Source organism: Nonomuraea sp. B12E4 (assembly GCF_039871825.1).
GTDB lineage: Bacteria > Actinomycetota > Actinomycetes > Streptosporangiales > Streptosporangiaceae > Nonomuraea.
The window spans coordinates 14,679-25,859 of record NZ_JBDPME010000035.1 but is presented as its reverse complement, the minus strand read 5'-3'; the positions used below and the strand labels follow the sequence as shown (position 1 = coordinate 25,859).

General features: G+C 70.9%; 13 protein-coding genes. 9 read left to right on the top strand and 4 right to left on the bottom strand.

Going from position 1 to position 11,181, the window contains the following annotated elements:
• Positions 1-56: 56 nt before the first annotated feature.
• Positions 57-656, bottom strand: a complete 600-nt coding sequence (locus tag ABGB18_RS43265) for an alpha/beta family hydrolase (RefSeq protein WP_347701516.1) — start codon at positions 654-656, stop codon at positions 57-59.
• A gap of 193 nt (positions 657-849) precedes the next feature.
• Between ABGB18_RS43265 and ABGB18_RS43260 the strand changes: the two genes are divergently transcribed.
• Positions 850-1,521, top strand: coding sequence for a hypothetical protein (locus ABGB18_RS43260; protein ID WP_347701515.1), 672 nt, complete (start codon positions 850-852; stop codon positions 1,519-1,521).
• A gap of 23 nt (positions 1,522-1,544) precedes the next feature.
• On the opposite strand, the gene ABGB18_RS43255 is transcribed toward ABGB18_RS43260, so the two are convergent.
• The 3 genes from ABGB18_RS43255 to ABGB18_RS43245 all read right to left on the bottom strand — a co-directional run bounded on the left by ABGB18_RS43255 (position 1,545) and on the right by ABGB18_RS43245 (position 6,308).
• Positions 1,545-1,916 (bottom strand): hypothetical protein, encoded by a 372-nt coding sequence (locus ABGB18_RS43255; protein WP_347701514.1) that lies wholly within the window; start codon positions 1,914-1,916, stop codon positions 1,545-1,547.
• A gap of 101 nt (positions 1,917-2,017) precedes the next feature.
• On the bottom strand, positions 2,018-5,467 hold the full coding sequence (locus ABGB18_RS43250; protein WP_347701513.1) for a tetratricopeptide repeat protein: 3,450 nt from the start codon (positions 5,465-5,467) through the stop codon (positions 2,018-2,020).
• A 148-nt stretch (positions 5,468-5,615) separates the two neighbouring features.
• Positions 5,616-6,308, bottom strand: a complete 693-nt coding sequence (locus tag ABGB18_RS43245; protein WP_347701512.1) for a response regulator transcription factor — start codon at positions 6,306-6,308, stop codon at positions 5,616-5,618.
• 178 nt (positions 6,309-6,486) lie between these two features.
• Here ABGB18_RS43245 and ABGB18_RS43240 point away from each other — a divergent pair, with 178 nt between their 5' ends.
• The 8 genes from ABGB18_RS43240 to ABGB18_RS43205 all read left to right on the top strand — a co-directional run bounded on the left by ABGB18_RS43240 (position 6,487) and on the right by ABGB18_RS43205 (position 11,094).
• Positions 6,487-6,741 carry a MoaD/ThiS family protein gene (locus ABGB18_RS43240; protein ID WP_347701511.1) on the top strand — a complete coding sequence of 85 codons (255 nt, stop codon included), beginning with the start codon at positions 6,487-6,489 and terminating at the stop codon, positions 6,739-6,741.
• 72 nt (positions 6,742-6,813) lie between these two features.
• Positions 6,814-7,479: a DUF2993 domain-containing protein gene (locus tag ABGB18_RS43235; RefSeq protein ID WP_347701510.1), complete on the top strand. Its 666-nt coding sequence runs from the start codon at positions 6,814-6,816 to the stop codon at positions 7,477-7,479.
• A 37-nt stretch (positions 7,480-7,516) separates the two neighbouring features.
• Entirely contained in the window at positions 7,517-8,029 is a 513-nt protein-coding gene (locus ABGB18_RS43230; RefSeq protein WP_347701509.1) for a sigma-70 family RNA polymerase sigma factor, read from the top strand.
• Positions 8,026-8,808: a zf-HC2 domain-containing protein gene (locus ABGB18_RS43225; protein ID WP_347701508.1), complete on the top strand. Its 783-nt coding sequence runs from the start codon at positions 8,026-8,028 to the stop codon at positions 8,806-8,808. Before ABGB18_RS43230 ends, ABGB18_RS43225 begins: the two co-directional genes overlap by 4 nt.
• A gap of 101 nt (positions 8,809-8,909) precedes the next feature.
• The gene (locus ABGB18_RS43220) at positions 8,910-9,323 is read left to right on the top strand and encodes a thioredoxin family protein (RefSeq protein WP_347701507.1); all 414 of its coding nucleotides are present in this window, start codon (positions 8,910-8,912) and stop codon (positions 9,321-9,323) included.
• A 219-nt stretch (positions 9,324-9,542) separates the two neighbouring features.
• The gene (locus ABGB18_RS43215) at positions 9,543-9,953 is read left to right on the top strand and encodes a DUF4395 domain-containing protein (RefSeq protein ID WP_347701506.1); all 411 of its coding nucleotides are present in this window, start codon (positions 9,543-9,545) and stop codon (positions 9,951-9,953) included.
• Positions 9,953-10,792 carry a sulfurtransferase gene (locus ABGB18_RS43210; protein WP_347701505.1) on the top strand — a complete coding sequence of 280 codons (840 nt, stop codon included), beginning with the start codon at positions 9,953-9,955 and terminating at the stop codon, positions 10,790-10,792. Before ABGB18_RS43215 ends, ABGB18_RS43210 begins: the two co-directional genes overlap by 1 nt.
• Complete coding sequence (locus tag ABGB18_RS43205; protein ID WP_347701504.1) at positions 10,792-11,094, top strand: DUF1416 domain-containing protein; 303 nt, start codon at positions 10,792-10,794, stop codon at positions 11,092-11,094. Before ABGB18_RS43210 ends, ABGB18_RS43205 begins: the two co-directional genes overlap by 1 nt.
• Positions 11,095-11,181 lie beyond the last annotated feature (87 nt).

The window sequence follows — 11,181 nt, the reverse complement described above, 5'->3', positions numbered from 1 at the left end:
TGATGGATCGATATCGCAACGTGCTCGTTCCGCGGCTGTTGCCCGGGGGCAGCCGTTCACCCGTGGGTCCCCGGGCCGGTGAAGTGGGTCGCGAACCAGTCCCGGGCATGCTCGGCCACGGATTCCAGCGCGCCGGGCTCCTCGAACAGGTGGGTGGCGCCGGGCACGATCGTGATCTTGTTCTCGGCGCGCAGGCGCCGCTGGGCGTCCTCGTTCAGCTTGACCACCACCGGGTCACGGCCGCCCACGACGAGCAGGGTCGGCGCGCGTACCGCCGCGAGCCGCCTCCCGGCCAGGTCGGGCCGCCCGCCACGGGAGACGATCGCGGCGACCGGGTTGCCCGGCTCGGCGGCCGCCCACAGCGCCGCCGCCGCGCCGGTGCTGGCCCCGAAGTAGCCGATCGGCAGGTCCACCTCCTCGCGCACCCGGCCGGTACGCTCCAGCAGCCGCTCGGCCAGCAGCCCGATGTCGAAGACGTTCGACCGGTCGGCCTCCTCGTCCGGCGTGAGCAGGTCGAACAGCAGCGTGCCCAGCCCGGCCCTGTTGAGCACCTCGGCCACGTACCGGTTGCGCGGGCTGAGCCGGCCGCTGCCGCTGCCGTGCGCGAACAGCACCACGCCCTGGGCGGCGTCAGGAATGATCAGATCGCCGGACACGTGCCCCACCTCTCTGCCGGCGACGGCCCGCCCCCGGACCCCCGCCACTGCCGTCCACCTGCCACTTCCCGCATACGCCGCTCTCTATCCGGCGGGTCGGCGTTCCGGCCGGCACCGTCGTGGCCCGGCTGGGCCGTGCTCGCGCTCATCCGTGGGTCAACCTGACCCCGGCTGGCATGGCAATATTTTCCGCATGTCAGATTTTGTGGAATTTCGCGCCAAGGGACGTGCCGCCCTGCTGTCCGGCCAGGCCACCCATGACCTCCCCATGGTCGAGGGCGCGCAGCGCTGGGGGCTCGCGGCGGTGCTCCGTCCCACGGGCGAGGTCCTCGACCGCCTGACCGGACTGTCGGCAACCATCGAGGCCCCCGGCCACTGGGTGCACGGCCGCCGTACGCTGCACCTCACCCTGAGGTCCCTGGAGCCCTACCGCCACGAGGTCCCCGCGCACGACCCGCTCCGCCGCGCCTACGCGTGCGCCCTGGCCGAGGCCGTCGCCGGCCTTCCCCCGGCCCGGGTGCGACTGGTGGGCGTGAGCCCGCACGCGGGCGGCGTGGTGGCCTGCGGCTATCCGCAGGACGACGCGCTGGGCACCATGTGGCGCCGCCTCGCCCGCGGCCTGGCCGCGCGCGGCGTCAAGGACCTGGAACACGACCGGGTCCGCGACCGCTGGTACATCAGCCTGGTCCACTTCGCCGCCCCGCTCGCCGACCCCCACAAGATCGTCGAGTGGTGCGACGCCCACGCCGGCACCGACTTCGGCGTGGCCGAGCTGACCAGGGCGGAGATCGTCCAGTACGTCCACACCGGCACGAGCATCCGCATCGAGTCCCTGGAGCGGGCGGAGGCCACGGGCCGGCACTGAGCCCCCGCCTCCGCCGCCCCCCGTCACCCCTGCACCAGCGCCGTGACGAACTGCAGCAGATGCCAGGCCGCGAAGGCGCCGACCGAGCGCAGCGCCCACGTCTTGCCCGCGCCCGCCTTGAGCGCCCTGCGCAGCCCCGTCCCCTGCCCCCCGTGCCCCTTGAGACTCCGGACGACGAGGTACGCCGCCACCAGCCAGGTGGCCGCCGACCCGGCGACCAGCCCGTACGAGATCCCCCGCAGGATCTCGGACCCGGCGGGCGCCACCGCCCAGGACGGGAACTGGCGGGCCCAGGCGGCGAGCGTCACGGCGAGCAGGCAGACGGCGATCCGTCGGTCCTTTCGCGCCTGTCGCTTGAGCCACTGAAGGTCTACACGCAGATGGTTCTTGAGCATCCGGATCACCTCCGCTTGTCGTAGCCGGCAGTACCAGCTAACGAGAAACGCGCCGGAAGATCTGCGACCTCAGGCGGCGGATTTCACGACTTTTGTCGGCCTTATCCGCCCAGGGCGCGAAGTTCTTCGGTGGCCCGCCGCGCCTCGAACGCGTCACCCACCTCCTCCAGCACCCGCCGGGCCTCGCCCAGCCGGTCGGCCGCCTCCTCCCGGTTCCCCAGCCGTGCCGCGACCAGCCCGAGCGCCCGCAACGCGCATCCCAGGTCCCGCCTGGTCCCGCATTCGAGGTGCACCTCCCTGGACTGCCGCGCGTAGACCAGCGCCTCCTCCGGACGATCCAGGTCGAGCAGCACCATGGCCAGCGTCGTGAGCGCCGCCGCCCACCGGTCCCTGGTGCCGGTCTCGTCCTGCAGCTCGACCGTCTCCCTGGCCGGCTCCAGCGCCTCCACCGGCCGGCCCGCCGTGTGCAGGGCCTGCGCGATCGACAGCAGCGCGCTGGCCCGGTTGTCCCGCAGCTCCTCCCTGATCGCCAGCGACGCCCTGGCCGCCTTCAGCGCCGGCTGGTGCTGCCCCAGTGACAGGTACGTGTACGCCAGCGTCTCCTGCACGTCCGCCTCCGCCCGCCGGTTGCCCATGCCCTGCACGATGTCCAGGGCTTCGAGCGCGTACACGAAGCCGACCTGCGGCAGCCCCTGCCGCCGCCGCACCCGGGCGAGCCGGTTGAGCATGCGGGCCTCCACCGGCCCGTCGCGGATCACCCGGCTGATCGTCAGCGCCTGGTTCAGGTAGTCGTCGGCCCGCAGGTAGTCCGACAGCCGCCAGTGCACCAGCCCGATGTCCCCGAGGGTCTCGGCCTTGCCCTGCTCGTGGTGCAGCTCGACCTGCACGGCCAGCGCCTGCTCGTAGTAGTCCAGCGCCTCGTCGTAGCGGGAGCCGTTGCGTGCGATGCGGCCGAGGGCGCACAACGCGCGGCCGCAACCGTACTGGTCGCCGGTCGCGGTGTATCCGGCTAGCGCCCGCTCGGCGTCGCGGCGCGCGTCGTGGTGCAGCCGCAGCAGGTCGTAGATCTCGGCCAGGCAGAGCAGCGTCTCGGCCTCGGCGTGCTCGTCGCCCAGCTCGTGGCAGATCGACAGGGCCTCCAGGCCCTCCGACAGCGCCGCGTTCGGCTCGCCCAGGCTCTGCTGCACCCTGGCCAGGATGATCAGGCTCTGCGCGGTGCCCCGGCGGTCGCCGAGCTCCTCGCGTACGTCCAGGGCGTGCCCGGCGTGCTGCAGCGCCAGCTCGTACCGCTCCTGGGACAGGTGCAGGCGCGACAGCGTGTGCAGGCAGCTCACCACCCCGGCCTGGTCGCCGATGCCCTTGTAGAGTTCGAGCGCCTCCTCGGCGCACTTCAGGGCGTCCTCGTTGTTGCCCGCGATGCCGTGCACCTCGGCCAGGTCGTTGAGCGCGCGTGCCCGCCCCACTCCGTCGCCGAGCGCGTCGAAGTCGGCCAGCGCCTCACCGATGAACCTGGCCGCCAGTGTCGAGGGCCCGATGTCGCGGTGGATCGAGCCCAGGTGGCTGCGCATGAGCGCGATGGCCCGCCGGTTGCCCACCTGCATCGCCGAGGCCAGCCCGGCCTGCTGGACCTCCAGGTTGTTGGCGTAGAAACGCAGCTTCCTGAACGGCACGAACACCGCCTCCGCCAGCCGCCACGCCGCCCCGTGCGCGCCGCTCTCCTCGGCCAGCCGTACGGCCGAGACCAGCGAACGCCGCTCCGCCTCGAACCACTCGCGCGTCGTGCCCGGATCGGTCGCCACGGTCAGGTAGTGGTCCAGCAGCCGCACCCTGGCCTCGCGCACGCCCGCCTCGGCGTGCCGGCCGAGCTCCCTGGCCAGCCGCTTGACCAGGTCGTGCACCCGGTATCGCGGCCCCGGCAGCGGCTCCACCAGGTAGGCCCGGTGCAGCCCCTCCACCGCCGCCACGGCCTCCGGCACCGGCACGCCGAGTGCGGCCGCCAGCACCTGCGGCGCGAAGTCCCGCCCCGGCAGCAGCCCCACGTGCCGGAACGCCCGCCGCTGCGCGGGGCTCAGCGACTCGTAAGCCAGGTCCAGCGCCGACCGGAACGCCTCCTCCGGATCGCTCATCAGCAGCCGTTCGGGTTTGCGCAGCTCCCGCACCCGCGCCTGCACGCTCAGCCCGGGGTTCTCGGCCAGCTTGGCCGCCGAGATCCGCAGCGCGAAGGGATGGTACGAGCACACCCGGGCCAGCTCGGCCAGCCCATCCCGGTCGGCGGCCCGCGGCGAGTCCTCTCCGAGCACCGACACGAGCAGCGCCACCGCGTTGCCAGGGTCGAGCACCGGCAGGTCCATGAGGTCGGCGTGCCCGGTGGTGTGCAGCGGCGCCATCCGGGTCCGGCTGGTCACCAGCACCACGCAGTCACCGCTGCCCGGCAGCAGCGTCCTGACCTGGGCCGGGTCGGCGGCGTTGTCGAGGATGAGCAGCAGCCTGCGCCCGGCGATCCTGCTGCGGTAGAGCAGCATCAGCTCGGCCTCGTCGGAGGCGGGCATGTGCTCGCTGACGCCGAGCGAGCGCAGGATCTGCCCGAGCGCCTCCGCGGGGGTCATCGGCGGCTGGCTCGGCGACTGGCCCCGCAGGTCGATCACGATCTGCCCGTCGGGGAACCGGTCGGCGTGCAGGTAACCCCAGTACGTCGCCAGCGCCGTCTTGCCCACCCCCGGTAAGCCCTGCACGACCATGGTGTTCGTCCGCCTGGGCCGCTCCAGCCAGGCGGTGAGCAGGTCCAGGCTCTGCTGCCGCCCGGTGAAGTCGGGCACGGCGGCCGGGAGCTGGCGCGGTTTGGGCACCTCGCGGACCGGCAGCGGTCCGGGCACGGCGCCCGGCCGGGTCAGGAACGGCGTCACCCGGCCCGTCCAGGGCGCCGACAGGTGCTCCCAGCTCCCGGCGGCGTCGCGCAGCGCGGACGGGTCGGCGATCCGCAGCCGCCGGTAGCCGGGCCGTACCAGCCAGCCCCGCTGGACCCACTGCGTGAGCCGGCGCTGCACCACGTCGGGGGAGCTGCCCACCAGGTCTGCCAGCGTCTCCATGGACAGCGGCGGCGCGGACTCGGAGGCCAGCCGGTAGCGCTCGTCCAGGTGCAGCAGCCACACGGCCAGCCGGGCGGCCACCGGGGCCCGGGCCAGGGCCTCGTGCCTGCGGGCGGCCATGCTCCTGGCGAACAGCTCCTGCACCAGTGCGGTCGCCACGGCCGGGCTGTCCGCGGCGTGCTCGCGCAGCCGCCGGATGTCGATCGGCCAGGCGCGTACCTCCGTCAGCGCGTCCACCTTGACCTGCTCGGCCGGGCTCCAGAAGGCCAGCTCGCCCACGAGGTCGCCGTCGCCGCGCAGGTCGTGCAGGGCCTCGCGCTCGCCGGGCGGGGTGTATTCGCGGGCGTAGCCGTACTCGATCACGTGGACGCGGTCGGACGGCCGCAACGACGAGCAGATGGTCTCGTTACGCCGGTAGACCCGTGGCCGCGCGCCCTCGTCCACCAATGACCTGAACAGACCCACCCCGACACCACCCAATCCCGGGACGGCGGTGTCCGCGACATAACAGGCCAGAAACAGCTCTGACCACAACTTGTCACAACAGTGGATGCCAGCGGACGCCCCCCTGTCAATCGGACAGGGGTGGCGTCAGTCGATCAAACCCGGCGGATCAGACGTTGGCCGTGTCCGCGCGGTCGGGGACGAAACGGTAGCCGACGTTGCGGACCGTGCCGATCAAGGACTCGTACTCGTTGCCGAGCTTCGCCCGCAGCCGCCGCACGTGCACGTCCACCGTCCTGGTGCCGCCGAAGTAGTCGTAGCCCCAGACCTCCTGGAGGAGCTGGGCGCGGGTGAACACCCTGCCGGGGTGCTGGGCGAGGTATTTCAGCAGCTCGAACTCCTTGAAGGTGAGGTCGAGCACCCGCCCGCGCAGCCGGGCGGTGTAGGTGGCCTCGTCGATGGACAGGTCGCCGCTGCGGATCTCGTCGGGCACGTCTTCGGCGGCGGACTGCGAGATGCGGCCCGTGGCCATGCGCAGGCGGGCCTCCACCTCGGCCGGGCCGGCGCTGTCGAGCAGCACGTCGTCGACCCCCCACTCGGCGGTCATCGCGGCCAGCCCGCCCTCGGTCACGATCACGAGCAGCGGGCAGTCGATGCCCGTCGTACGGATCAACCGGCACAGGCTCTTGGCATGGACCAGCTCCTTGCGCGCGTCGACGAGCACGGCGTCGGCCGGCGGGGTGTCGATGAGCGCCGACGCCTCGGCGGGCGAGACCCGGATCGAGTGGAGCAGCAACCCCAGCGCCGGCAGCACCTCGGCGGACGGCTCGAGGGCGTTGGTCAGCAGCAGCAGGTTGCTCATTACGGCCTCCTCAAACACGAAAGGACCCGGGGGGGCTACCTTGCCCAGGTCCTTGAGCCGAGGATATCTCACGAGTAAGTCGAGTCCATTGCCCGTCCAGCAGGTGAACAGTGCGTCTCCCGAAACATCCGGGTTTCGGACGCCGCACAATGGAGGGTGAACCGATTGTGAGGTGTGCATGGCCACCGGGAAAATACGCTATTGGGCTGCGGCCAAGGAAGCCGCGGGGGTTGCCGAGGAGCCGTACGAAGCGGTCACAACTCTTGGCGAACTCATGACCAAAATCACAGCGAATCGCGCCGAACTCGCGCGGGTGATTCAGCGCTGCTCGTTCCTCGTGGACGGCTCCCCGGTCGGCAAACGCCATCATGACCAGGTGACACTCGGGGACGGTGCGACAGTGGAGGTGCTGCCGCCCTTCGCCGGTGGGTGATCGGGCACTTTGCCGGGGAATGAGTGATACCAGTCGGTAGGCTCGTGACCCCCGCCTGAGACAGGGAGCCCCATGCGCAAGCTGATCCTTTTCCTGATCGTGCTGGCCGTTCTCCTGATAGCGGTCGACCGGGTGGCCGTGGCCGGGGTGGAGCGCGATCTGGCGAACCGGATCGCGGCCGCGACCGACATTGACGGCACGCCCACGGTGACAATCGAGGGCATCCCATTTCTTACCCAGGCCGTCTCCGGGCACTATCCGGAGGTACGGTTCAATCTCGGCACGTTCACCATGGCGTCCGTGCCGATCAAGAACCTGCGGGGCGCCGCCTACGACGTGACGGCCCCCCTGGCCGACGTCCTGCAGAACAGGGCCAACGTCCAGGCCGGTCGGGTGACCGTCAGCGGCACGCTGACCAGGGCGACGATCGACAGGTTCGCCCCGCAGGGTGTCAAGATCGGCGGCAACGGGCGGCGGCTGGTGGCCTCGGGTGAGGTGATGGTGGGAGTGCAGAAGGTGAAGTTCGACGCCGAGATGCGGGTCGTCGTGGCCGACGGGAGCATCAGGCTCCAGGCGGAGAAGATCGAGGGCGTGCCCGCGCAGCTCGCGCAGTTCGTCAACTACACGATCCCGTTCCGGGGGAAGCTTCCCTTCGACGTGCGGGTGACCGGGGTCGAGAGCGTCGCCGACGGCTTGGAGTTCACGGCCGAAGCTTCTGACGTGCCGATTCGTGGATGAGCTTGAACCGGTCCGGTCGTTCCTACGTGATGAGGGTGTGAGCGCAGCCGGTACCGCCGACGAGGAACTTGTGAGAACCCTCTTCGACGAGCATGCCGGTCCACTGTACGGCTACGTTCTGAGACTGACCGGTGACTCGGGCCGGGCCGAGGACGTCGTCCAGGAGACCCTGCTGAGGGCCTGGCGACATCCCGAGGCTCTGTCCGGCCGGCCCGTCCGCGCGTGGCTGTTCACGGTGGCCCGCAATCTCGTCGTCGACCAGCACCGGGCCAAGAAGGCCAGGCCGCCGGAGACCGGCGACGAGGCGCTGGCCGTGCTGCCGGCCGACGACGAGCTGGAACGCGCGGTCGAGTCGTGGGCGGTGGCGGGCGCGCTGGCCGCGCTCCGGCCGGAGCACCGTGAGGTGCTGATGGAGGTCTACTATCGGGGGCGATCGGTGAAGGAGGCGTCGGCGACGCTGGGCATTCCGCCGGGCACGGTCAAGTCGCGCACCTATTACGCGTTGCGGGCACTCAAGCTCGCCCTCGAAGAACGGGGGCTGGCGCCATGATGACCTGTGAAGAGGTGCGGCTCTCCCTGGGCGCGCACGCCCTGGGGGCGCTCGACCCGGAAGAGGCGCTGGAGATCGACAACCACCTGGCGACCTGCGAGAGCTGCGGCCCCGAGCTGACCGAGCTCGAAGGGGTGGCCGCGTTCCTGGGCAAGGTGTCCGAGCGGGACATAGAGCTGGTGGCGAGCCCGCCACGCCAGGTGCTCGACCGGCTGCTGAACGACCGCGCCAGGCGGTCCCGGCGGGGCCGCCTGCTGCTGGTCGCCGCCGCGTCCGTCGCGGTGCTGGCCGTGGGCGGCACGGTGTGGACGGCCATCCAGAGCAACGGGTCTGGCGGGGCCGCCACCGCGGCCCCGGCGGCGGCCCCGGCGCAGGAGTCCAGAGCGGACAGTCAGGGCAGTTTCTCGCCGTACAACCAGGTCCAGCCCCGGCTCGCGGAGTCGGACGGCCAGACCAAGCAGGCGGTCGAGGGCCGCGAGTTCACCGGCGTGAACCGGGCGAAGGGCTATCGCGCCACCGTGTCGGCCTGGCCCGGCGACGGCGGCACGGAGCTCGGCATCCGCATCACCAACGTGCCCGTCGGCACCACGTGCAGCCTGGTCGTCATCGACGTGGACGGCCATCGCGACGCCACGGAGAGCTGGGTCATCAGCCGCGAGCGCTATCAGGACAAGGCCGTGTTCAAGCGGACGACGCCGGTGCTCATGGGGGAGATCGCCAGGTTCGAGATCGTCGAACCGTCGGGCGGGCTGCTCGTCAGCGTGCCGGTACGGAAGTGACCGGCGGGGCGGAAGTGAACCCGAGCAGGGGCAGAATGATCACGGCAGGGAAACAGCGCAACGTGGAAGTAATCGCGGCCGCCCGCGGTTGCAGGGAGTAAATGACAGGTTTCTGGGTGGCGCTGGCGACTCTGGCGCTCGGGGTGCTGATCGGGGTGGTTCGCCTGCGCCGCGACGGACGGCTGCGTGATCGCGGCGAGGGTCGGCTGACCGCTGCTGACCTGGGGGAGGAGCTGGGGGAGCGGGCGACGCTGGTGCAGTTCTCGACGGCGTTCTGCCAGCCGTGCCGGGCCACCAGACGGATCCTGGCCGACGTGAGTGAGATGGTGCGGGGGGTGCGCCACGTGGAGGTCGACGCCGAGTCCCGGCTGGACCTCGTACGGCGGCTGGACGTCACGCGCACTCCGACGGTCCTCGTGCTCGACCCGGCGGGCAACATCGTCCGGCGGGCCGCTGGCCAGCCACGAAAGGCCGAAGTGCTGGCGGCGCTCGCCGCGGCCGTAACGGATTCGTGACGGAGAGTTGTCTCATGGCGTGTCTCATCAACCGGACGAGATGTGACAGATGACGAGACGCCGAGTACTGTCGATTTCGTGAACCCATCGACAGAGCTGCTGACTAAGCGGCGCGCGGTTGATTTCTGCCGCGTGTCCACCGCGCTCTGTCGCGCTGCCTGAGGACGATCTCGCGGATTCCCGATCCGCTCCAGTCGACCCCTTCAGGAGCATCCAACGATGCGTGCCGACCCTAGAGCGCTGCGCTTCGGCGCGGCCGTCACCACACTGGTCCTCGCCTCCGCCCTGATGACGGAGAGCGCCTGGCTGCTCGCCGCCCAGGCGGTGGTCTTCGCGCTCGGCGTCGTGCGCCGCTCTCCGTATTCGATGCTCTTCACGGCGTTCGTCAAGAGCGCTCCGAAGGAGACCGAGGACGCCCGCCCGCCGCGTTTCGCGCAGGGGGTGGGGCTGGCCTTCGCGGTCGCGGGGCTGGCCGGATACCTCACCGGGATCATGCCGCTGGCCCTGGTGGCCACGGCCGCGGCTCTCCTCGCCGCATTCCTCAACGCAGCCTTCGGATTCTGCCTTGGCTGCGAAACGTACCTGCTCATCCGCCGTCTACTGCCCGCCGCCAAAATGGAGGTTTCCTAATGAGCCGCTCCGCCGCCCTGGTGGACGCCGACTGGGTCGAGGCCAACCTCGACACCCCCGGAGTAGTCCTCGTCGAGGTGGACGAGGACGTGAGCGCCTACGACAAGGGCCACATCCGTGGCGCCGTCAAGGTCGACTGGCGGCAGGACCTGCAGGATCCGGTGCGCCGCGACTTCGTGGACAAGACCGGCTTCGAGGCCCTGCTGTCCGACCGTGGCATTTCCAACGACGACACCGTCGTGCTCTACGGCGGTAACAACAACTGGTTCGCCGCCTACGCGTACTGGTACTTCAAGCTCTACGGCCACGACAACGTCAAGCTGCTCGACGGCGGGCGCAAGAAGTGGGAGCTCGACTCGCGTGAGCTCGTGCGCGACGTGCCCCAGCGCGACAAGACGCAGTACTCCGCGCAGGAGCAGGACCAGGCGATCCGCGCCTTCCGCGACGACGTGGTGGCCGCGATCGGCAAGCTCAACCTGGTGGACGTGCGCTCGCCCGACGAGTTCACCGGCAAGCTGCTGGCTCCCGCGCACCTTCCGCAGGAGCAGGCGCAGCGCGCCGGCCACGTGCCCACCGCGCGCAACATCCCGTGGTCCAAGGCGGCCAACGACGACGGCACCTTCAAGTCCGACGACGACCTGCGCACTCTCTACGGAGAGGCCGGAGTCGACTTCGACAAGGACACCATCGCCTACTGCCGCATCGGTGAGCGCTCCGCGCACACCTGGTTCGTGCTGCACGAGCTGCTGGGGCAGTCCAACGTGAAGAACTACGACGGTTCATGGACCGAATACGGCTCGCTCGTGGGCGTGCCGATCGAGCTGGGGGAGGCCCGCTGATGACCACTGCAGACGGATGCGGAGCGCCGGAGCAGACGACCGCGCTGCCGGCTGGGATCGACCTGTCCACCCAGGCTGTGATCCAGGGTGTGGTGACAGGCACGGGCACCGCCTACGCGCGGCTGCTCGACGGCTCGGGCGAGTTCACCGGTGAGGTGGTGGTGTCCGAGGAGGGCGTCTTCCGCTTCTTCGCCGCGCCCGGCGACTGGACCGTCCGCATCATCGCGGGCGGCGGCGTCACCAGGGACGTCCAGGTGGAGGCCAAGCTGGGCGAGGTGTCCCAGCTCGCGGTCGCCGTCTGACCTGATTCGCGGTCGAGGCCCGCGTCCTGCTGCCAAGGACGCGGGCCTCGGCCTTTTCCCGGGGCGACCGGTGCAACCGGACCGGGC

Bases quoted from the DNA above. Each gene is read 5' to 3' on its own strand.
- ABGB18_RS43260 (WP_347701515.1), top strand. From the start codon at position 850: ATGTCAGATTTTGTGGAATTTCGCGCCAAGGGACGTGCCGCCCTGCTG.
- ABGB18_RS43255 (WP_347701514.1), bottom strand. From the start codon at position 1,916: ATGCTCAAGAACCATCTGCGTGTAGACCTTCAGTGGCTCAAGCGACAG.
- ABGB18_RS43245 (WP_347701512.1), bottom strand. From the start codon at position 6,308: ATGAGCAACCTGCTGCTGCTGACCAACGCCCTCGAGCCGTCCGCCGAG.
- ABGB18_RS43240 (WP_347701511.1), top strand. From the start codon at position 6,487: ATGGCCACCGGGAAAATACGCTATTGGGCTGCGGCCAAGGAAGCCGCG.
- ABGB18_RS43235 (WP_347701510.1), top strand. From the start codon at position 6,814: ATGCGCAAGCTGATCCTTTTCCTGATCGTGCTGGCCGTTCTCCTGATA.
- ABGB18_RS43225 (WP_347701508.1), top strand. From the start codon at position 8,026: ATGATGACCTGTGAAGAGGTGCGGCTCTCCCTGGGCGCGCACGCCCTG.
- ABGB18_RS43220 (WP_347701507.1), top strand. From the start codon at position 8,910: ATGACAGGTTTCTGGGTGGCGCTGGCGACTCTGGCGCTCGGGGTGCTG.
- ABGB18_RS43215 (WP_347701506.1), top strand. From the start codon at position 9,543: ATGCGTGCCGACCCTAGAGCGCTGCGCTTCGGCGCGGCCGTCACCACA.
- ABGB18_RS43210 (WP_347701505.1), top strand. From the start codon at position 9,953: ATGAGCCGCTCCGCCGCCCTGGTGGACGCCGACTGGGTCGAGGCCAAC.
- ABGB18_RS43205 (WP_347701504.1), top strand. From the start codon at position 10,792: ATGACCACTGCAGACGGATGCGGAGCGCCGGAGCAGACGACCGCGCTG.